The sequence below is a fragment of the Streptomyces sp. NPDC051987 genome (genome assembly GCF_040680735.1).
In the GTDB taxonomy this organism is placed as follows: domain Bacteria; phylum Actinomycetota; class Actinomycetes; order Streptomycetales; family Streptomycetaceae; genus Streptomyces.
Genome location: NZ_JBFAXI010000002.1, coordinates 22,363 through 44,767, shown reverse-complemented (window position 1 = coordinate 44,767; position 22,405 = coordinate 22,363). Strand labels below are relative to the sequence as shown.

General features: G+C 70.5%; 13 protein-coding genes. 7 read left to right on the top strand and 6 right to left on the bottom strand.

The genetic code is table 11. The features are described from left to right. Window positions 1-265 precede the first annotated feature (265 nt). Together AB0M11_RS01220 and AB0M11_RS01215 are read left to right on the top strand one after the other, a co-directional pair. Window positions 266-1,231: an ABC transporter substrate-binding protein gene (locus AB0M11_RS01220; RefSeq protein WP_365700030.1), complete on the top strand. Its 966-nt coding sequence runs from the start codon at window positions 266-268 to the stop codon at window positions 1,229-1,231. Between the two features lie 40 nt (window positions 1,232-1,271). After that, entirely contained in the window at window positions 1,272-2,717 is a 1,446-nt protein-coding gene (locus AB0M11_RS01215; protein ID WP_365700028.1) for an aromatic amino acid lyase, read from the top strand. A 145-nt stretch (window positions 2,718-2,862) separates the two neighbouring features. On the opposite strand, the gene AB0M11_RS01210 is transcribed toward AB0M11_RS01215, so the two are convergent. Beyond that, on the bottom strand, window positions 2,863-3,318 hold the full coding sequence (locus AB0M11_RS01210; RefSeq protein WP_365700027.1) for a TerB family tellurite resistance protein: 456 nt from the start codon (window positions 3,316-3,318) through the stop codon (window positions 2,863-2,865). A 332-nt stretch (window positions 3,319-3,650) separates the two neighbouring features. On the opposite strand from AB0M11_RS01210, the gene tatA reads away from it, so the two are divergent. Continuing rightward, window positions 3,651-3,923, top strand: coding sequence for a Sec-independent protein translocase subunit TatA (tatA, locus tag AB0M11_RS01205; protein WP_365700025.1), 273 nt, complete (start codon window positions 3,651-3,653; stop codon window positions 3,921-3,923). Window positions 3,924-4,198: 275 nt separating this feature from the next. On the opposite strand, the gene AB0M11_RS01200 is transcribed toward tatA, so the two are convergent. Both AB0M11_RS01200 and AB0M11_RS01195 read right to left on the bottom strand, forming a co-directional pair. Beyond that, window positions 4,199-4,762 (bottom strand): hypothetical protein, encoded by a 564-nt coding sequence (locus tag AB0M11_RS01200; protein WP_365700023.1) that lies wholly within the window; start codon window positions 4,760-4,762, stop codon window positions 4,199-4,201. Window positions 4,763-4,785: 23 nt separating this feature from the next. Further along, window positions 4,786-5,937 (bottom strand): S8 family serine peptidase, encoded by a 1,152-nt coding sequence (locus AB0M11_RS01195; RefSeq protein ID WP_365700021.1) that lies wholly within the window; start codon window positions 5,935-5,937, stop codon window positions 4,786-4,788. Window positions 5,938-6,207: 270 nt separating this feature from the next. Here AB0M11_RS01195 and AB0M11_RS01190 point away from each other — a divergent pair, with 270 nt between their 5' ends. Then, the gene (locus AB0M11_RS01190; RefSeq protein ID WP_365700019.1) at window positions 6,208-17,169 is read left to right on the top strand and encodes a LamG-like jellyroll fold domain-containing protein; all 10,962 of its coding nucleotides are present in this window, start codon (window positions 6,208-6,210) and stop codon (window positions 17,167-17,169) included. Beyond that, complete coding sequence (locus tag AB0M11_RS01185; protein WP_365700017.1) at window positions 17,163-17,699, top strand: SMI1/KNR4 family protein; 537 nt, start codon at window positions 17,163-17,165, stop codon at window positions 17,697-17,699. The genes AB0M11_RS01190 and AB0M11_RS01185 overlap by 7 nt, the downstream gene beginning before the upstream one ends. A gap of 132 nt (window positions 17,700-17,831) precedes the next feature. Here AB0M11_RS01185 and AB0M11_RS01180 read toward each other — a convergent pair whose 3' ends face one another. Next, complete coding sequence (locus tag AB0M11_RS01180; RefSeq protein WP_365700015.1) at window positions 17,832-18,296, bottom strand: DUF6114 domain-containing protein; 465 nt, start codon at window positions 18,294-18,296, stop codon at window positions 17,832-17,834. After that, window positions 18,296-18,994 (bottom strand): DUF6230 family protein, encoded by a 699-nt coding sequence (locus AB0M11_RS01175; RefSeq protein WP_365700013.1) that lies wholly within the window; start codon window positions 18,992-18,994, stop codon window positions 18,296-18,298. Before AB0M11_RS01175 ends, AB0M11_RS01180 begins: the two co-directional genes overlap by 1 nt. Before the next feature lie 609 nt (window positions 18,995-19,603). Here AB0M11_RS01175 and AB0M11_RS01170 point away from each other — a divergent pair. Next, window positions 19,604-20,248, top strand: a complete 645-nt coding sequence (locus tag AB0M11_RS01170) for a Tat pathway signal sequence domain protein (protein WP_365700011.1) — start codon at window positions 19,604-19,606, stop codon at window positions 20,246-20,248. 17 nt (window positions 20,249-20,265) lie between these two features. Here the strand turns inward: AB0M11_RS01170 and AB0M11_RS01165 are convergent, their stop codons facing one another. Further along, a complete protein-coding gene (locus tag AB0M11_RS01165; protein WP_365700009.1) occupies window positions 20,266-21,246 on the bottom strand; it encodes a lytic polysaccharide monooxygenase in 981 nt (326 codons plus the stop codon). A gap of 476 nt (window positions 21,247-21,722) precedes the next feature. On the opposite strand from AB0M11_RS01165, the gene AB0M11_RS01160 reads away from it, so the two are divergent. After that, entirely contained in the window at window positions 21,723-22,379 is a 657-nt protein-coding gene (locus tag AB0M11_RS01160) for a ScbR family autoregulator-binding transcription factor (RefSeq protein WP_365700007.1), read from the top strand. The last annotated feature ends 26 nt before the right edge of the window (window positions 22,380-22,405 follow it).

Below are 22,405 nucleotides of genomic sequence, written 5' to 3'. Positions count from 1 at the left end.
TGTGGAACGACACCGAGTAGCGGGCCCCGTGCACCGCTGTGACCGATATCAACTGCGGTGAGACTACAGCGTCCTTGAAGCTCGGTTCCGCTTGCGCTTTATCAAGAATCCGTTACAAAGAGACCGCTCTCCGTCCACAACTGACCACGGATCGAAGCCAATCGGTGACCCGGAGATACTTGACTGACCGAGAACCGGCTGGATTGGATCGTGCGGAGAGGTTCGCAACACCCCCACCCTTCCCACAGCTCCCGGAACGGCAACCGTGACTTCCAACACCCTTCCCAGCAGGTCAATCCGGACATACCGAGGCGTGGCGGCCGTCGCGCTCGCCGCGACGACGGCCCTGCTGGCGGGCTGTTCTTCTTCTTCCGGCGACAGCAAGTCCGACCCGCTGTCGGACAGCAAGGCGAGCGGGGACACCGTCGTCGTCGGCTCCAACAACTTCGCCGAGAGCATCCTGATCGCCGACATCTACGGCGAAGCGCTCAAGGCGAAGGGCGTCAAGGTCACTTACAAGTCGAACATCGGCAGCCGCGAGACCACCTACGGCCTGCTCAAGAACGGTTCCATCTCGGTCCTGCCCGAGTACAACGGCGCCCTGCTCGCCTACCTGGACCCGAAGGCGGCCCCGAAGACCGTCGACGAGACCACCAAGGCCATCGAGGCCAAGCTCGACTCCAAGCTGACGCTGCTGAACCCGGCGGACGCGCAGGACAAGGACACGGTGACGCTCAACGCGGCGACCGCCGCCAAGTACAACCTCACCGAGAAGTCCTCCATAGCCGACCTCAAGAGCATCGCCAAGGACCTGGTCCTCGGCGCCTCGCCGGAGTTCCAGACCCGCCAGCAGGGCCTGGTCGGCCTGAAGTCCGTGTACGGCCTGGAGTTCAAGTCCTTCAAGGCGCTCGACGCGGGCGGCCCGCTCACCGAGGCGGCGCTGAAGAAGAACGCGGTGCAGGCCGGCGACATCTTCAGCACGGACCCGACCATCACCAAGGAGAAGTTCGTCGTCCTCCAGGACCCCGAGAACCTCTTCGGCTTCGAGAACGTCCAGCCGCTCGTATACAAGAGCGCCCTGAACCAGACGGCCACCGACGCCCTCAACGCCGTCTCCGCCAAGCTCGACACCGCGACCCTGCTGGACCTGGACACCCAGGTGCAGTCGGACAACAAGGACCCGCTGGACGTCGCCCAGGCCTGGCTGAAGAAGGTCGGCCTCAGCAGCTGATCCGCGTCCGGCCTTCCGCGGATTCCTCCCTGGACGTTCCTTGGACCGTGTCGTACTCGACGGCAACGGCCTCGGCCTGACCGGACTCGTCCGGCTCGCCGACGCCGTTGCCGTCCCCGTCGTACCTCCCGAAGCGCTGGACCGGGTCCGCCTGGCCCACGAGCGTGCCGAGCGGCTCGCCGCACAGGGGCGCTGGTACGGCCGCGGCACCGGCGTCGGCGCGCACCGCTCGGTCGCCGTCGACCCGTCCGACGCGGCCGGCCACACCCTGCGCCTGCTGCGCAGCCACGCCGGCGGCGCCGGTCCGCTGCTGCCCGCCCGGCAGGCCCGCGCCCTCCTGGCCGTCCGGGCCAACCAGTTGCTCGCCGCCGGCTCCGGCATCCACCCCTCCTTCGTCACGGCGCTGACCGAAGCCCTGCGGCTCGGTGCACACCCCGCCGTCAACGAGTACGGCGGTGTCGGCACCGGCGACCTCACCGCCCTGGCCCAGACCGGCCTGACCCTGATCGGCGAACGCCCCTGGCTCACCGGGTCCCCCGACGCCGAACTGCCCGCTCCGGTCACCCTCCGTCCCGGCGACTCGCTCGCCCTGCTGAGCAGCAACGCCCTCGCCCTGGGCCGGGCCGCCCTGGCCTGTCACGACCTGGACGTGCTGCTGCGGGCCACCCACGCGGTGGCCGCGCTCTCCCTGGCCGCCGTCTCCGGCTCCCCGGAGGCCTACGCCCCCGAGGTGCACGCTCTGCGCCCCTACCCCGGCCCGGCCAGGGCGGCCGCGGAGGTACGGCGCCTCCTGGCGATCCCCGACCACCCGCTGACCACCGGCCGCCGCATCCAGGACCCGTACGGCTTCCGCGCCTTCCCCCAGGTCCACGGCGCGGCCCTGGAGGCGGCCGACAGGCTCCGCCACGTCGTCGAGACCGAGATCAACTGCCCCACCGAGAACCCCGTCCTGGCCCCCGACGGCAGCCTCTACCACCACGGCGGCTTCTTCGCGGCCCCGCTCGCCCTGGCCCTGGACGGCCTCGACCTCGCGCTCCTGCAGACCGCCCACCTCTCCGCCGCCCGCCTCCAGGCCCTGACCCGCGCCGACCTCACGGGACTGCCCGCCTTCCTGACCGCGGGCCCGGCGAGCAGCTCCGGCACGATGATCCTGGAGTACACCGCCAACTCGGCCCTGGCAGAGCTCCGTTCGAGCGCTGCCCCGGCATCGGCAGGCCACACCGTCCTCTCCCACGGCCTGGAGGAGGCCGCGAGCTTCGCGGGCCAGGCGGCTAAACAGGCCGAACGGGTGGTGGCCGCGTACCCGGTGGTCCTGGCCTGCGAACTGGTGGCGGCGGTAAGGGCGTTGCGGCTGGGCGCGGTGGAACCGGCGGTGCCCGCCTTCCGAGTGGTCGCGGCGGTCCTGCCCGGGGACATGGAGGACCGTGCCCTGACCGGAGACGTGGCGGCGGCGATGGAGCTGCTGCCCCTGCTGGCCGACGTCTGAGCGGCGCCCTGCCCGGGGGGCGTGGCGTTGTGCGGCCGAGAGCCTGATCGACGCGCCCGTGGCCCCGGCCCTCACCCCGCCCGGCGGGACCATGAGCCGGCGGATGCGAGTCGCCCCCGCTCCGCCGGCCCCGGCTCCGGCACGGTCAGAGATCGAACTCGTGGGGCGGCAGGTCGAGGGTGTAGCACGCCTCGCGGACCACGGCCTGCTCGGTCTTGTCGAAGTCGCCGTCCGCGCCGCCGATCACGATGCCGATCTGGATGACGGCACGCGCCTCGGCCGGCTTCTTCTTCGCCTTGGCGACCTCCTGGAGCACGCTCACCTTGCCGAAGGCGAAGTCGGCGGTCAGTTTGTTCAGGTTCTCGTCGAAGCGGCGGCGCAGGTCGTCCGCCGGGAAGTTCTGCAACACCTCGTTGGTCGCGATGAGCTGGGCGACCCGCTGGCGCTCGGCCGGGTCGATCGTGCCGTCGGCGGCGGCCACGAGCGCGCACATCGCCATGCTCGCGTCGCGGAACGCACCGCTCTTCAGGTCGTTCTTCTTCGAAACGAGCTGGGTCTGCATCTGCGTCGCGGACTCCTTGATGCGGTCCCACAGGGCCATGCGCACTCACTCCTCGGTCGGTTGGAGACCTGCTTGCCAAGAAATTACTTCTCCAACACCGTAGAAACCTGCTCGGCGGCCGATAAGTTCCCGCGTCCTGAGCTGTCCCCGCGGCCCGTGACGGGTCGCTTCGACCCGGGCGAGTCACGGCGGGTCCTCGACGCGGTGGACGGGACGGCCACGACGGCGGGAACACTCGTTGGGTCGGGTTTGACCACTGTTTTCCAAGTGGGTTGTACAGTTGCGCAACGTAGCAATCGTCGCTGCCCGGCCGAGGCGCGTGAAGCACTCTCCGTCGGCACGAGACAACGTGAGAATGGGAGGGGGCGGTCATGCTCCGCAACGGACTCGAACCCTGGCACCTGCTGATCGTGGCGATCGTCTTCATCGTGCTCTTCGGTTCCCGGAAGCTGCCCGACACCGCCCGGGCCCTGGGCAAGTCGATGCGCATCCTGAAGAGCGAGGCGAAGGCCATGAAGAGCGACGACGCGGCCGCGGCGGCGCCGGTGGAGCCGACGGCGGTCCAGATGGCGGCGGAGCCGGCCGCCGCCCCCGTGCAGCCGGAGGCCAGGACGGTCGGCGAGCCGACCGCGACCACGATCTGACGCCATCCGGCCCCGTGCCTCACGGGTCTCCTACGCGTGTGGGATGACCGGTCCGGGCGTCCCCTGGACCGCTCACCCGCAGGGCAGGGCGTCACGCCGCCGCCCGACTCCGGCCGCCGGCTCCTTGGGCCCTCCGGCCTCCTGGTCCGGCCGTCGGCTTCGGGCGCGGGTTCTGCTCGTCGGCGTCGGCCGTCGGCGTCGGCCGTGGGCTCCGGCCTCCTGGTCCGGCCGTCGGCTTCGGCTGCCGGCCGGCTCCGGCCGTCCGCTTCGGGTGGTCAGCGCCTGGCGGCGATGAAGGCGCTGACCTTGTCGGCCAGGTCCTCCTCGGCCTGGTCCTTCCCCGGGTCGTCCGGCGCGGCGATGGCCGCGATGTGCGGGCGTGCCGGGGCGGCGCCGATGATCACGAACTCCTGGTGCGGATTGGCGCGGGCCGCGGCCTCGGTCGCCGGCCTCATGCCGGTGCCGACGGTGACGATCAGCCGGCAGTGGTGCTGCACGGCGCCGTTGAAGTACGGCAGCGCCGCCTTGGCGTCGACGGTGGGGGCCGGGAACCGCTGCGCGTTGACCCCGCCGGAGCGCGCCGCGTCCTGCATGCCCCGCCAGGACGCCTGACTGAGCCGGGCGTCCGTGGCCCCCGCGGGGGAGACGAGCAGACACGCCCGGAAATTGCGGGAGACGTTGGCGGCCCGGGGCTGCGTGCTCCCGTCTCCCGGCAGCAGCACGGCGAGTGACAGGACCGCCAGCAGGGCGGCGGCCGTGACCGCCGCGATGACCGGATGGCCGCGCACCAGACCGGCGAGGCGGTGCAGGGGGCGCGCGGGGAGAGCCGGGAGCCGCATGCTGATCAGGTTCCTCCTGGGGATCACGTACGACGGCGGGAGCGGCGGCGGACGAGGAGGCCGCCCGCCCCGGCGGCGACCACCCCCGCCACGGCGCCGATGACCGCGACGGTGCCGCCGGGAACGCCGCCCGTGGTGTCTGCCGAGCTGCCGGCTGCCTTCGGGGCGCCGCTCCCGGCCGCGGTGAGCAGCGGATCGGCGGTGGCGGCCGGTGCCGGTGCGCCCAGGGCCTTCAGGGGATCGACGACGCCGTAGCCGAAGCGGTCGTCACGGCCGGAGCTCCCGCCGGGGCGGTCGGCGGTGCTGATGAGCCGGGCGATGATCTGCCCGGCGCGCTCCTTCGGATACGCGGACCGCAGCAGCGCGGCGGCCGCGGCGACATACGGGGCGGAGTAGCTGGTTCCGTCCTTGGTGAGGTAGCCGCCGCTGTTCCGCGTCGAGTAGATGCCCACCGCCGGGGCGGCCAGCGCGATGTAGGAACCCGACTCACCGGAGGCCCAGAAGCCGCCGGCCCGGGTGGTGCCGGAGACGGCGACCACTCCGGGGAACGCGGCCGGATATCCCACCGGGTTTCCCGTCAGGCCGTCGTTGCCCGCCGCCGCGACCACGACGGCGTCGTGGCGACGGGCGTAGGTGACCGCGTCCCGGATCTGCGGGTCGGGGTCGGTGGTCACCATCGAGATGTTGATGACCGAGGCCCCGTGGTCGGCGGCGTAGACGATGCCCCGGGCGAGGGCCAGCGGATCCGCGGCGTTGTCGGCGCTGACCCGGACCGGGAGCACCGTCGCCCGGGGGGCCAGCCCGGCCATGCCCTTGCCGCCGCTGCCGGCGATGACCCCGGCGACCGAGGTGCCGTGCGAGTCGGTCGAGACGTCGACCCGGCCGTCGGTGGCCTGGCCGGTGACATCGGCACCGGGCAGGACCCGGCCCGCCAGGTCGGGGTGCCGGGCGTTCACCCCGGTGTCGACCACCGCGACCGTGACGCCGGCCCCCTGACTGAGCCGCCAGATCCGGGCGGCGTCGAAGTGCCGGGCATCCAGCGGCCATTCGGCGCCGAGTGGGGTGGGCGCCGCGGACTGCCGGGCGGTGGCCGCGGGTGCGGTGCCCAGCAGGAGCAGCAGTGGCAGGCCGACGTATGCGCAGGCTCGTAACGCGCCCGACTGTCCCCGTCCCATCTGCCCCCGCAGCCCCTCTGATGTCCTGTGAGAGCAGCCTTCCTCCGCAACTGGAAAGTGTGGGGCGCAAGTTGGCCAGGAAAGACACAAGGACTTGCAATGTACCGGTCAACCCTGGCGCGCAATGCCGGTCTTTGGTGCCAATGGCCCGGGATATACGGCTGTCCCCGGACGTCGCCGCGCTGATAGAAGATCCGGCTGTCCGGAGTTGGATGTGGGGCATCACGGGGGGCAACGATGACGGGCCGTTTGTGGAGATCCGTCCGGCATGTGCCGACGGCACTGAGAGCGACGGCGTTGGTCGCGGTCGCCGCGCTGATCGGCGTGCAGGGCGGCCAGGCCGCCCAGGCGTTACCGGCAACGGCGGCCGCGCCCGCCACCCCACGGCAGCAGACCGGCACCGCCGCGGGCAAGAAGCACGCGGTCCCGGCCTCGGCGACCAGGAGCAGAGCCGCGACCTCGCTGCCCGGCTCCGGGCCCGGCCGGGTCAAGGGCGCGGTCGGGTCCTACAAGCCCCACGGTGCGAAGAGCGTCCCGGTGAACTCCGGCAGCCGGATCCACAGAGCCCCGAAGCCCGTCGCCGCACCGGCGACGACGAGGCATCGGGGCTTTGTCGCGTCCACCAGCGTGGAGCAGCCGAGGCTCGACACCGCCACCACGACCGTCTTCAAGAACGCCGACGGCACCTACACCGCCCAGATCCACACCCACCCCGTCAACTACCGCAAGTCCGACGGCACCTGGGCACGCATCCCCGCCGACGCCTCCGGCACCCGTACCGCGGCCCATGCCGCGGCCCCGGGAACGGCCTCCACGGCCTCCTACCGGACCGCGTCCGCCGCGGGCAACCCGACCGGTCAGGCCAACGCCTCCTCCTCGACCTACGTCGAGTCCGGCGTCACCCAGAACTTCCACGGCAACGGGCAGCTGTACGTCGGCAAGTACCAGAGCCACGACTACAACTCCTTCCTCCAGTTCAGCGGCTTCGGCACCCAGTTCGCCAACGACTACGTCGTCAACTCGACGCTCTGGCTGGACACCGAGTACTCCGGCCTGGACACCACCGGCGCGTGCTCGGCCGAGGCGGTGAACGTCGCTCCCGTCTCCGCATCCTGGGACCCGGCGAAGATCGACACCTACCCCGGGCCCGCGGCCGGCGCGCAGATCGGCACCGCCGCCTTCGCGGCCGGCACCGACTGCTCCAACGGCCGTCAGTGGGAGGGCATCAGCCTCGACACCAGGACGGTCATGAACTGGGCGCACGGCTGGGCGGCCAACTACGGTCTGCGGCTCAGCGCGGCGTCCACCGCGGCGGCCGCCAAGGAGTTCTACGCCGACGACCCCTACCTGGCGATCGAGTACACGCCCAACGGTGCCGGGGCCTCCTACTCCGAGGTCAGCTACGCCTCGCCGTGGAACAACCAGCCCGGCTGGGGCAAGGTCACCGTCCAGAACCGTGGCACTGCCACCTGGACACCGACCAACGGCTACAAACTCTCGTACCAGCTCTACACGGTCTCCGGCACCACCCGCACCCTGCTCACCAGCCCCGCCGCGACCCCGGCGGCGATGCCCTCGACGGTCGCACCGAACAAACCGGTCACCGTCACCGCGTCGATCCCCGCACTGACGGCCGGCAAGACGTACCTCATCTGCTGGGACATGTCCTACAACGGGACGCTGTTCTCCACCTACGGTGTCCCGCAGACCTGTTACTCGCTGCCGGTCGTCAACAACCCGCCGATCATCGACACGTTCACGCCGGGCAACAACGGCTCGGTGTTCAGCCTCACCCCGACGCTGGCCGTGACCGCGCACGACCCCGACAACTACCCGGGCACCGGACTCAGTTACTCGTTCAACGTCTACGCCGACGGCTCGACGACCGCCCTGGCCAGTTCGGGCTCGCTGACCACGCCGGTGTGGACCGTCCCGGCGGGCAAGCTCGCCTACGGCAAGACGTTCTACTGGACCGCCCAGGTCAGCGACGGCAACGCCGCCTCGCTGTGGTCCGCGCCCGACTACTTCACCATCCCGGCCGCGCCCCAGCCGCTCGTCACCGCACACCTCGGCGCGGCCCCGTACGACGCGACCGTCAAGGGCGTCGACCCGCAGCTCGGCGACTACTCGACCCAGACCACCGACGCGACCGTCCCGGGCCCGTCCGACGGCCCGACGCTCAGCGTCCAGCGCACGTACAACAGCCTCGACCCCGGCGTCTTCAAGGCGTTCGGCGCGGGCTGGTCGTCGTTGCTGGACATGCGCGCCACCGAGGACGCGGACGGTTCGGGCAACGTCGTGATCACCCTGGCGGACGGCCGCCAGGAACGGTTCGGCGCGAACGGCGACGGCACCTACAGCCCGCCGGCCGGCGACTACGCCGTCCTGTCCCCACCGGCGGACGGCTACGGCACCTCCGGCTTCATGCTGACGGAGAAGTCGGGCACGCGGTACTTCTTCACGAACCAGGTCACCGATCCCGTCACCGGCCAGACCTACTGGGGGCTGACCCAGTACGGAAACCGCGACGGTCACGGCCTGGACGTCCAGTGGACGCCCGTCACCCTCACCCTGCCGGACGGCAGCACCATCAAGCCCGAGGAGCCGACGGGGTTCGGCTACAACCTGGACCAGGACAACGGGTACAACTCCGGAGACCACAACACGGCCGACATGCCCGTCACGCTCCAGCTCACCTGGGGCGTCCAGCAGGTCACCGCCTCGGACGGCACCGTCAAGAACGTCCCGCACGTCGACAAGGTCACCTCCAAGCCGGGCCTGTTCGCGACCACCCGCAACCCGTGGACGTACGGCTACGACTCCGCAGGCGACCTCACCTCGGTCTGCCCGCCCGACTCCAGCAGCACCACCGCGACGGCCTGCACCCAGTACAGCTACACCTCGGGCGCCGCCTCCGGATCGCACTTCGCCTCGATGGTCATGGACTCCAACCCCACGGACTACTGGCGACTCGGCGACGCGACCGGCTCGGCCACCGCCAGGGACGGTGTCGTCGCCAACGAGGGCACCACCGACGCCACCGCCGCCAACCTCACGTTCGGCCAGGCGGGCCCGCTGGCCGGCACCCCCGCCACCGCTGCCTCCTTCAACGGCACCAGCTCCTACCTGGCGCTGCCCGACAGCCTGCCGGCCAACGCGAGCAACCTCGCGGTCGCCATGTGGTTCAGGACCACGCAGGCGGGCGGGACGCTCTTCTCGTACCAGAGCGGAAAGCCCGGTACCGCCGTCTCCGCGAACTACACCCCGTCGGTCTACATCGGCACCGACGGCAAGCTCCATGCCGAGTTCTGGGACGGCAAGGCCACGCCGATGGCGTCGCCGGCGGCCGTCAACGACGGCAAGTGGCACTACGTGGTGCTGTCGGGGGCCCGCACCAGCCAGACCCTGTTCCTCGACGGCGCCCAGGTCGCCACCCGCACCGGCAGCACCATCGCCGTGAGCGGCCAGCCCTACACCACTGTCGGTGCGGGCGAACTCGCCGGGTCCTGGCCGTCGATCCCGTCAGGCAACGCGCTGGGCTGGTTCAACGGCCAGATCGAGGACGTCTCCTTCCTCCAGCACCCGCTCGGCCTGCCCGCCGTCCAGCAGGAGTACGCCTCCGCCACCCTCGCCTCCCGCGAACTGACCGGCACCACCCTGCCCTCCGGCAAGACCGCGCTCGCCGTCGGCTACGACGCGCTGACCGACCGCGCCTCCTCCGTCACCGACGCCGACGGCGGCACCTACCAGCTGGCCACCCCGGTCACCACCGGCAGCAACGACTACTACTACGGCGCCGTCCGGGGCACCCGGCCCGCCCACGACTACCCGATGACCGAGTCGTCCGGCCTCACCGCCGCCGACCAGTACGGCGTCGACAAGCCGGCCGGCGGCGCGTCCGACGGCATCTACAACGACGTCATGCTCGGCGAACCCGGCATCTTCGGCCCCGGCGGGGACACCGCGGCCGGTTTCAACGGCACCGACTCCTCCCTGTCGCTGCCCGCCGGAGCCCTCGACGACAGCAGTGGAACCGCCTCCGTCGCCCTCTGGTTCAACACCAAGCAGGCCGGCGGCGTCCTCCTCTCGTACCAGAACGCTCCGGTCGGCTCGGTGCCCACCAGCTACACCCCGGCCCTCTACATCGGCACCGACGGGCTGCTGCACGGCCAGTTCTGGGACGGCACCCTCTCCCCGATGGCCTCCAAGGCGGCGGTCAACGACGGCAACTGGCACCTGGTCGTGATGACCGCGAGCGGCACCGGTCAGACCCTGTGGCTCGACGGACAGAGCCAGGCCACCCGCACCGGCAAGTCCATCGCGGGTCAGGTGAAGACCTGGGGCGAGACCACGGTGAGCGTCGGCGCCGGATACGTCGCCGGATCCTGGCCGAAGCCGCCCACCAACGCGCAGGGGTACTTCAGCGGCGAGATCGGCCAGGTCGGCATCTACCAGACCGACCTCGGCCAGAGCAGCGTGGAGGCCCCGCTCGGGCTGTACACGGCCAAGGGCTCGGCCACCCTGCTCATGCCGTCGACCGTGCTGACGGTCACCGACCCGGCGCAGCACACCGAGACGTACACCTTCGACCCGTCCAACGGGAACCGCACCACCTCCGTCACCGACGCGGGCGGCGGCCGGACGACGTACGCCTACGACTCCCTCGGCTTCCAGGACGCCGTCACCGACCCCGACGGGCACTCGACCAGCCGCCGGCACGACGCGTACGGCAACGTCCTCGCGACGACGACCTGCCGTCAGGTGAACTCCTGCCAGACCTCGTACTTCAGCTACCACACCAACGCGGCCGACCCGATGGACCCGCTCAACGGCAAGGTCCTCTACGCGGCCGACGCCCGCTCCGGCGCGACCGGCACCGCCAACCCGGCCTACCGGACGGCCTACACCTACACCCCGTTCGGCGCCCTGGCCTCCGTCACCACGCCCCCGACGCCGGACTACCCGAACGGCCGCAAGACCAGGTACACGTACTACAACGACCACGAGACCTTCACGGACTACACCGGCGTCGCGTACACCGAGGTGTACGGGATGCTCGCCACGGTCACCGACCCGAGCGGCAGGGTCACCCGCTACCACTACTGCGGCACCGACCACCTGGGGAAGGTCTGCAGCGAGACGGCCCCGTCCGGCCAGGTCACCTACTACCTGAACGACACCCTCGGCCATCTCACCACCAAGGTGGTCAGCTCCGACACCTACCCCGCGACACTCTCTTCCACCGGCGCGCTGACAGGCGGTGCGCAGACGAAGTACACCTATGACCCGCTGGGCCGCACCGTGACCGAGACCGGCCCGGCGACCACCGACGCGGTCAGGGGCGTCACCCACACCCCGAAGACGACCTACACCTACGACGCCGACGGTGACCTGACCGGCACGTCGACCGCCGACACCACCGGCAACGACGCCACCCGCGCCACGACCTACGTGTACGACGACAACGACCGCGTCAAGACCGTCACCGACCCGGCAGGTCAGGTCACCGCGTACACGTACGACACCTTCGGCCGCCGGACGACCGAGACGAACCCGGCCGGCACCACCTACCGCTACGCCTACTCGCCGACCGGCCAGCTGCTCACCACCACCCTGCTCGGCTGGATCGGCGACCCGACCGCCCCCTCCGACCCGACCGACCTGGTCGTGGAGTCCCGGGCCTACGACCCGGCGGGGCGGCTCGCGTCCGTCACCGACTCCATGGGCCGGACCACCGCCTACAGCTACTTCGACGACAACCTGCTCCAGTCCCGGACCGACGCCTCCGGCACGTCCATCGCGACGACCACCAAGGCCTACGACTACGACGCCGCCGGCAACATGACGTGGGAGTGCGACGTCTGGTCCGGCACGGCCTGCCTCAAGCAGACCCAGTACACCGTGGACGCCGCGGACCGGACCGCCAAGACCGTGGTCGACCCGTCCGGCGTCAACCGGATCACCGTCAACAGCTTCGACCCGGACGACAACGTCCTGTCCCGCATCCTCACCGGCGGCGGCCAGACCCGGCAGATCGGCTACTCCTACGATGCCGCCGGGCGCCGGATCGCCCAGACCGTACGGACCGACACCACGGGTCCGACCGGTTACTGGCCGCTCAACGAGGGCGCGGTCGGCGCCGCCGACTCCTCGGGCAACGGCTTCACCGGCACGCCGTCCACCGGCACCTCATGGGGGCCGCCCGGCAGCAACTACACGTCGTTCAACGGCTCTTCGGGCGCCATCCTCACCAGCGGCACCCCCGTCGTGGACACCACCAAGGCCTTCTCCGTCTCGGCGTGGGCCTACCTGAGTGCCACCAGCACCACCAAGGACTTCACGGTCGTCAGTCAGCAGGGCGCCCAGAACAGCGCCTTCCAGCTGGAGTACAACCACACCACCAAGTCCTGGGCGTTCGTCCGAGCGAGCAACGACACCAGCACGGCCACCAACTACGTCGCCGGCGACCCCACTCCGGCCACCGCGGGCACCTGGACCCACCTGGTCGGCATCATGGACGCGCTCGGCAACATGAGCCTGTACGTCAACGACGTCGAGGTCAGCGGCATCTGCCAGAACTGCACCCTCGCGACCGACCCCACCCCGATGGCCAGCACCTCGGGCGTGGCGATCGGCCGGGGCAAGGCCGCCGGTGCCTCGGTCAACTGGTTCGCGGGCCGGGTCCGCGACGTCCAGCTGTACGGGCGCGAACTCAAGCAGAACGAGATCAGCCAGCTCTACACCTCCTCCACCACCACCGGAGAGTCCCCGGTCACGGTGGGCGCGGCCGGCTGGTGGAAGCTCGACGACGGTGAGAGCCCCTCCGCCGGTGACCACTCCGGCGCCGGGAACGCCGGGACACCGAACGCCTCGACGAGCTGGTCGACGGAGAACGGCGGCTCCGCCGTCTTCGCCGGGGCCGGACAGATCGCCACCGGCGGCCCGGTGGTCGACACCACGAAGAGCTTCTCGGTGTCCGCCTGGGCGAAGATCACCAGCACTCCGACCGGCACCTGGCAGACGGTCCTGGCCCAACAGGGCACCCAGGCCGCCGGGTTCTCGCTCGACTACAACCCGACCGCGGGCCGGTGGGCGTTCGACCGGGCCACCACCGACGTCGCGTCCCCGACCCTCGCCGGTGCCACCTCCACCGCCGCCCCCACCCTCAACACCTGGACCCACCTGGTCGGCACGTACGACGCGAGCAGCGGCAAGATGACGCTCTACGTCAACGGCACCGCCCAGAACACCGCGACGGACACCACACCGATCGCGAGCTCCGGGGCGTTCGTCATCGGCCGGGGCTACACCGCCGGCGCGGCCGCCCAGTACTTCAACGGCTCGGTGAGCAACGTCCAGACGTACAACCGCGTCCTGTCCGCCACCGAGGCCGCCGCGCTGCACACCTCGGCGGCCGCCACCGCGGGCTCCGCGCCGCTGACCACCAGCTGGACCTACGACCAGCGCGGCCTGCCGGTCACGATGACCGACGCACGCGGCAACGCCGCCGGTGCCACCGCGTCCGCGTACACCACCACCTACGCCTACGACGAGGACGGCCGGCTCACCACCACGTCCTCGCCGCCCGTCAGCACCGAGACCGGCGGGGGCGCCGCCCAGCAGACCGTGGCGATCGCGAAGTCGGGCTACGACACCTTCGGCGAACCGGTCGAGACCGACGACGCCGACGGCAACATCGTCACCACCACCTACGACCTCGACGGCCGTGTCCAGGCCGTCTCCCAGCCGGCGTACACCCCACCGGACGGCTCCGGCACCGTCACCCCGACCACGTCCTACACGTACGACGCGCTCGGCGACGTCCACACCGAGACCGACCCGCTGAACCACACCGCGTCGTACGTCTACGACCAGCTCGGCGACCGCGTCCAGCAGACCCTGCCGGGCGGCCTGGTCACCCACGTCGGCTACGACACCGACGGCGAGGTGCTGAACACCACCGACCCGACGGGCGCCAGGACCGAGGCGACCTACGACGCGCTCGGCCGCGAGGCCACCAGCACCCAGGTGGAGCGCAGGCCCACCCCGGCGGCCTACACGACGAAGTACGGCTACGACGGCCTCGGTGACCTCACCTCGATCGAGGACCCACTGGGCAACACGGCGACCGCGGGCTACGACGCGCTCGGCGAGATCAGCACCGTCACGGACTCGTTGCACAACACCACTTCGTACGCGTACGACGTGGCCGGGCAGGTCACCAAGACGACCGCCCCCGACTCCACGGCGACCACACAGGGCTACGACCAGGCGGAGCGGCTCGTCTCGGCCGCTCGACTCGACGCGAACGGCGCCACCCTCAGCTCCACCTCGTACGGCTACGACGCGGCGGGCAACCAGACCTCGGCCACCGACGCCCGGCAGCACACCACCACCGCGACCTTCGACGCACTGAACCGGACCGTCAGCCAGACCCAGCCCGTGGACGCCACCACCTCGATCACGACCTCCTTCGGCTATGACGCCGCGGGCAACGAGACCCGCTACACCGACGCCGACAAGAACGCGACCTCCTACACGTACAATCCGCTGGGGCTGCAGGAGAAAAGCATCGCTCCCAGCGTCACCGGTCTCACCTCGGCTGCCGACCGCACCACGACCTTCTCCTACGACGCCGACGGCAACCAGCACACGCTCACCCGCCCGGGCGGAGTGACGATCACCGAGACCCACGACGAGAACGGCCTGCTGACCGCCGAGTCCGGCACCGGTGCCGAGGCCGCCACAGCGGCCCGCTCCTTCGGCTACGACGACGACGGCCGTCTCACCTCCGTCTCCGCGCCGACCGGCACCGACATCTTCGCCTACGACGACCGCGGCCTGCTCCTCACCATGGCCGGCCCTGGCGGTACCGCGAGCTACGGCTACGACTCCGACGGCGACATCGCAACCCGTACCGACGCCACCGGCACCGCCGCCTTCGGCTACGACGCCGACGGCCGGGTCAACAGCGAGACGGATCCGCTGACCGGCACCACGGCCACGCTCACCTACAACCAGCTCGGTCAGACCAAGTCCGTCACCTACGGCTCGGGCGGCGCGACCAGGTCCTACGACTACAACGCCTCCCACCAGCTCTCCTCCGATGTCCTGAAGACCCCCTCGGGGACCACGGAGGCGTCGGTCGCGTACACGTACAACGCCGACGGCCAGATCGCCACCCAGACCACCACCGGCACGGCGGGCTCCGGCACCAGCACCTACGACTACGACTACGCCGGCCGTCTGAAGTCCGCGGCCACCGGCTCGGCCACCACCAACTACGGCTACGACGCCAACGGCAACCGCACCAGCGCCGGTGCCGCCACCGCCACGTACAACGCCCGCAACGAACTGACCTCCGTCACCAGCGGGTCAGCCACCACCACGTACGCCTATACCGCGCGCGGAACGACGTCGAGCGTCAGCTCCGGTGGCTCAACCACCACCTACACCTCCGACGCCTTCGACGAGCTGACCGCCATCGGTAGCGGCGGCACCTACAGCTACGACGGTCTGGGCCGGCTGGCCACCGCGAGCTCGGGCGGTCGCAGTGCCGCCTTCAGCTACGCCGACGGCACCAACAACCCCGTCTCCGACGGTACCCAGAAGTTCGCCCGGGACGGGGACGACGGTGTGCTCGCGGTGAGCGCGGCCGACGGTACCGGCGCCGGCCTCGCCCTGACCAACAGTCACGGTGACGTCACCGGCACCTTCACGGCCACCGGCACCGCGCTCACCGGCTCCACCGCCTACGACCCCTACGGAACGCCCACCGCGACCACGGGCAGCCGGAGCGACCTGGGCTACCAGTCCGGCTGGACCGACCCGGCCACGGGCTACGTCAACGCGGCCGCCCGCTGGTACAACCCGGCCAACGGCGACTTCACCAGCGCCGACACGGTGAGCAACCCGCCCACCCCGGCCGTCGACGCCAACCCGTACGCGTACGGCAACGACGACCCGCTCGACGCCACGGACACCTCCGGCCACGACGCCTGCACCAGCGACGACATCAAGGCCCAGGAGGAGGCGTACGAGGCGCAGCAGGCCTATCTCAAGCAGTGGCAGGCGGGCGCCTGGGACCGGATGGAGAAGTACTCCCAGGACCAGCACAAGGCCTGGGAGCGCGAGAACGCCCGGAGGATGGCCCAGAACGAGGCCGACGAGCGGGCCCTGCAGCAGCAGATCGCCGATCAGGAGCGGCAGTTCGAGAACGAGTTCAACGACGCCATGAACTGGGAGCCGTCGGGTCGTTCGGGCGGCCACGGTTCGGGCTCGGACTCGGGTTCGTACAGCGTCTCCTACGGCAACTCGTACGGCTCCTACGGCTCGTCCGGGGGCTACTCGTCCCTCTACTACGGAGTCGCTCTCGGCGGCGCGCTGACCTACGGCTACGGCGCCGCGAGTTCCGCGGGTGGCGGGGCTGCCGCCGCCGAGGGGCTGGAGGCGGCCGGCGACGTCATCTGGGAGGAACTCGCAGGGGCCGGTGCAGAGGAACTCCTCTTCGGTCTCGTCCTCGCCGCCTCGGCGGACGACGACTGCGGCGCCCACGGCATCCCCACCCGCCCCAAGAACCAGAACCTCGGCGGCGTCAACACCACCCCGGTCATCGGCACCACCCCGGACGAGGACGCGGCAGCGGCCGCCGCGCACCAGGCGGTCAGCTCGTCGGCGGCCACGGACACGGACGTCGCCACGGCCACGAACGGCGCCGGCGGCAATGGGACGGGGACCGACGAGGACAGCCAGTGCGGCAACGTGCCGCGTGACATCCGCTACCAGTACGAGGACCTCGACGCGGAGAACCGGGCCCAAGGGGCGACCGCGTTGATCTGCCCATCGGACCTGAAACCCAGCGGCAGTAAACGGGACAGCATAGCCTCTGTCCCCGTGGCCGGGTTCCCGGACGGCCCCACGAACAGCCTCGGCCCGGGAAGGGCGACCTACAACAAGACCCACATCATCGGTGACCAGTTCAACGGGGCACCGAAGTCCGAGAACCTCTTCACCGGATACGACCGTATGAACAAGAGCGGCATGCGGCGGTGTGAGAAGAGGATGGAGGCGCAACTCAAGCAGGGCAACTGGGTCCAGTATTCCGCGACCCTTGAGTACTCCGACGACACGAACCCCATACCCACCGGAATACACATGACGGCCACTACCAAGGCAGGACCGCTGTTCGACGTGACAGTGGAGAACAACTCAAGCTGGCAGGACACATGCTGAACCTTTCGGACCTCGAAGGCACGATCCGTGGGCTGCGGGCGGTGCGTCCGGCGTCGCCCCGCCGGGTCGACTGGGCCGCCCTGGAGCGCTCCCTGGGCATTGGTCTGCCGGCGGACTTCAAGGAGTTCGCCGAGGTCTACCCCCCGGTCGAGATCGACGAGTTCCTCCGGATCTGGAGTCCGGCGCCCGGACGGGAGGAGGAGTTCGTCGAAGGGGTGCGGTACGGCCTCGAAGTCCTACGGGATCTGGAGGAGTCCGGCGACACCGAGGAGTACACGGCCTACCCGGAGCCGGGAGGGCTGCTGCCGTGGGGTGAGTCGCTCGAAGGGGATGTCTTCTACTGGCGTACGGTCGGGCCGGATCCGCAGCAGTGGCCGGTGGTCGCCAGCGGGCGAAACGGCGCCTGGTGGGAGTGCGCGGGCGGCATGCTCGCGTTCCTGGTCGGGGTGGCCGACGGGACGGCCGAGAGGTCCGAGCTCCCCGACGGCGTACTCGGACCGGCCGCGTCCGTGGTCCCGCTCGGTCCGTGACGTCGCCTGCGGGTGGCTTCCCCCTGCACGTGGACGGAGAAAGACCATCGCCCTCCTCCGGTCGGCCGTGCCGGCCCCCGCGCACACGGAAGAGGCGGACCGTAACTCGTCGGTCCGCCTCTTCCGGTTGCTTCAGGCAGGCTCTCCCGCACCTTCCCCGAAACCCTGCGCCTGCTGCGCGGCGACCCGCGCTGCCTTGCGCCGCTTGCGCCGGCTCACCCGCGGTTCCTGGTCCGGCAGCCAGCCGAAGATCATGCAGCTGCCGACGACCCCGAGGATGAGGCCGACGAAGAAGCCGCCCAGGTTGGAGGTGACCCAGGTGCCCAGGGAGCACAGGAGACCGACGATGGAGTAGAAGAGCCGCTGCGAGGGGCTGAAGAGGGTCAGCAGGCCGCACAGCAGCATCAACGTAGGCAGCAGATAGCCCGCCACGCCCTGCATACCTATATGTACGACGACCTTCAGCGAGGCCTTTTCGGTGAGCAGGATCCACCCGCCGCCCAGGGCGAGCAGCAGCCCGCCCCAGAACGGCCGACGGGCCCGCCAACCGCGGAAGGCGGGCCGCCACCCCTGATGTGGAGTGTCTGTGCCGGACATCAGCAACCCGTGTCGCTGAAGCTGAGTTTCAGTCCGGGAAGCGTGAACACGCCTGCCGTGGTCTGGTAGTTGGTCTGGCGCAGGTTACCGATGTCCACGGTGTCAGCCTGCTGGCCGAAGACGCCGATCCGGCCCTGCACGCCGGCCTTGTTCAGCGTGCTGGCGTCGTTGCCGATCTCGATGCCGTGGAACGACGCGTCGCCCGTCAGCTCGGTCGAGTCGGTGGTGAGGTCGGTGGCTTCCACCTTGTTCGCGCCGCTGCCTGCAGTGATCTTCAGGTTGGTGCCGCCGAGGTCGACGCTCTGGCAGAGCTTGGTGAGCGTGGCCTCCTTGATGGCGGAGGTCACGACCAGCACCTGGCCGCCGGTGTCGCCGGTGTTGGGGCTGCCGTCGGCCATGGTGTCGAGGTTGCCGAACTGCTCGAACCCGGTTCCGTGCAGATTGGTCGCGGTGACCGTGAACGGCATGCCGGAGATGGACAGCTGTACTCCCAGCGCCCCCTGGGCGGTCAGGACCGCGAGGCCGGCGAGGGCCACGGTGGCCGGCACGGCCATCACGGCGGCCCGGCGTGCCCGGACCCGACCCCGTCTCGGTGTCCCCCCGGTGTCCCCGGTGGTGTCTGGTGTTGCGGAAAGAGAACCGCTTCCCGGGTTCTCAGGCGTGTTGTCGGCGGACGGAACGTCCGGGGACTCGGCCATGTCTGCTCCCATGCATTAGTCACGCGGGTTGGGCTTCAGCGGCACGTTGTCCTGGCGCGGACAGCGGCTGCCGCGCACGCCTCCTCGCAACTCCCGGCGGGTGCAAGGGCTTTCTCGTTACGCAGCAGTAGCCAAGCCGAAAGTTACCGGCGGTTACTTTTCAGGGTCAAGACAGTTGTGAAAAAAGAGTGTTGAATTCGCGTCAGTCGTGTCGCGACCATGCATTCCCTTGATCGATTGCCCAACTTCCTTGATCGGTCTTGACGTTGACGAGCAATCAGGTCTACAACTCTCCCTGTTTCCTTCGGGTCCGTGGCGCCGGACCCGCCGAGCGGCATCGACCGCTTCCCGGCCTCTTCGATCACCGCTCCGATCAGCGGCGTCGGCACGGTCGCTTCCCCCCAGGGGCCGTGCCCGAACGCCTATGACCGGCCCGGTCGGAGGCCTAACCCCCCCAGGCTTTCGGCCGGTGTCCGGCCCGACCGCCGTTGCCGGCCCGTCACGTACGGAGAAGGCGTGACGAGCCGGCAACGGCCGGCGCTGTCCGCGCGCCTTTCACACCCCCCACCTCACCTCACGCAAGTCCCCCAAAGAAAGAGGCAAACCCGCATGCGTACGCGATCCCTCCTCGCCCTCGCCGGTACCGTCGTCGCCCTCTCGGTCGCCGCCACCGTTCCGGCCTCCGCCGACGGCGCCGTGCTCACCACCGGCAGCGCCGGCGGCACCGCCGTCGCGGTCGGCGACACCCTCACCGCGGCGCTGGCCAGCGGCACCACCGCCACGCTCTACTCCAGCGCCACCAGCACCAGCGGCATCACCTGTGCGGCCTCGACCTTCACCGCGACGGTCACGGACAACCCGGCCGCCTCCGGCACCGCCACCGAGTCGGCCACCGCGCAGACCTTCAGCAACTGCACCAGCAACGTGACCGGTGTGACCGGCGTCTCCAGCATCACGGTCAACAACCTGCCGTACACCACCGCCGTCTCCTCGGACGGCACGGTCGCGGTCACCCCGCCGAGCGGCTCGACCATCCAGACCACGGTGAAGCTGACCACCCTCCTGGGCAGCATCACCTGCGTCTACCAGGCCCCGAGCCTGGCCGGTACCAGCTCCAACACCGACAACAGCCTCGCCTTCAGCAACCAGGCGTTCACGAAGTCCTCCGGCTCCATCCTCTGCCCCTCCGCCGGCTACTTCACCGCCAAGTACGCCCCGGTCAGCGACAACGGCGCCGCCGTCTTCGTCAACTGACCGTGTGACACAGGGCGTCAGCGTCGACGCAGACGTGACGCCAGGGCGGCGCCGCCGGTGAGCACCAGCACCGCGGCGGCGCCGCCCGCCAGCAGTGGCGCCGACGGACCCGAACCGGAGTCCGTGTCGGAGGCCACAGGAGTGCTGTCGGCGGCGGTGGTTCCGGTCGTTGGGGAGACCGGGGTCGCCGCCGCCGTCCGCTGTGCCCCGGCGGCGCCGGCCGAGGCCCCGGCAGCCGGCGTCGTACCCGGCCCCGGCCTCGCACCCGCCGTCGCCCCGCCGTCGTTCTGCGCGCCCTTTTGCGCGCCCTTTTGCGCATCCGCCGGCGCGCTCTTCCCCGCGGCCTTCCCGGCGGCCTTCTTCGCCGTGAACACCACGTCGGAGCACGAGTAGTACGTGTCCGGCGTGCTGCTCGTCTGCCAGACCGTGTACAGCACCTGACGGCCCGTCCGGTCGGCAGGCAGTGTCGCGCTGAAGTGGTACGCCCCGTTCGTCAGCGCCGGGTCCTTGACCTCCGCGAAGGGCTGCGCGGGCAGGTCGGACCAGCTCAGCGGCTTCGTCGGGTCGTAGCCCTGCTCCGTCAGGTACAGCCTGAAGGTGCCGGAGTGCGCGATCGTCGCGGTGTACGTCATCGTGATCCGGGCGCCCGGAGTCAGCCGGGTCGCGGGCCAGTCCGCGCGCGCCAGGTCGAGCCCCTTGTACGCCGGCAGACCGCCGCCGCACAACCTGCCGTCCGGAATCACCTGCCGGTCCCGGCCGTCGACGCCCGCCACCCGCACGTCGTCCCACGCGACGAAGTTCTGCCCGCTCGCCGCGATCGCCGCCTTGCAGACCGCCGTCGAGGCGCTCCCGCCGCTGGGGGAGCAGGCGTAGGCCCGGCTGGCGGGATAGGTGGGCGCGCCGTGCGCCTGGGCGGACCCCGCCGCCCACGACAGAAGCAGCAGCGGGGCCGCGGTGGCGGCTGCCGCGACTCTCAGGCGGGCGGTCGTCCGAGTCATCGGGAAGTCTCCTCGGCGGGCGCGGGTAGGGGCTCTGCCGAGGTGAGTACGGGAATCGGGGCCGCACTGTTCAGTGTGGTTGATCACAGGGCCGGTCGAAGTGTGGTGCACCGACCGGCTCGTCCGTTTTGCGGATGTGCCGAGCGCCGTTGAGAACCAACCGTCCGGCTCGTATTGTGGCGATCACCGATGGTCGCCCGGCCGTCCGCATCCCTTCCGGAAACCGGCGCGAACACCAGGGAGGGGCGTGTTCCGATCTCGTCCGTTTGCGCACTGCGCGACCCTGTTCGCGTGGTCGCACGCGGGAGTTGTACGAGTGCCTCACCAGGTCCGCACAGTTGCCTCCCCTTGCCGCACGGTGAGCTATCGTGTGCACGGGGTGAGAAACAAACCGCATGCCCCGTCGGTTTGGTGGCCGTGAAGCCCCGAAGCCGTGTGCCGTGCACGACATGGAGCCGTGAAGGAGCGTCGAGTAGATGGCGAGGCAGTTACGCGCGGAGCAGACCCGTGCCACGATCACCGCCGCCGCCGACCTTTTCGACCGGCACGGCTACGAATCCACCAGCCTGAGCGAGATCGTCGAGCACGCGAAGGTCACCAAGGGCGCGCTCTACTTCCACTTCGCCGCCAAGGAGGACCTGGCGCACGCCATCATGGAGCTCCAGTCCCGCACCTCGAACCAGTTGGTGCGGGAGATGGACAGCCGCGGCTACTCCTCGCTGGAAGCCCTGATGCGCACCACGTTCGCGATCGCCCGGCTCGCCGTCGACGGCCCGATCCCGCGCGCCGGCCTGCGCCTCGCCACCGCGGACGTCACCGTGCGGCCACCGCTCAGACATCCCTTCACCGAGTGGCTGGAATTCGCCACCCGCAAACTCACCAGCGCGGTCAAGGAGTCCGACGTCCACCCCGACATAGACGTCGGCGCGGTCGCGCACTCCCTGGTCTGCTTCTTCGTCGGCACCCGGGTCGCCGGCCGCAACCTGGAGCCGGTGGGGCGACTGCCCCGCAGGGTCGCCGAGATGTGGCACCTGATGATCCGCGGCCTGGTCCCGGTGCACCGGCGCGCCCGCTACCTGACCCTCGCCACCCAACTGGAGCGCGAGATCAGAACGGTGGGACAGGCGCCGTGACCGGCGGTCCGGCCGACGGCGTGACG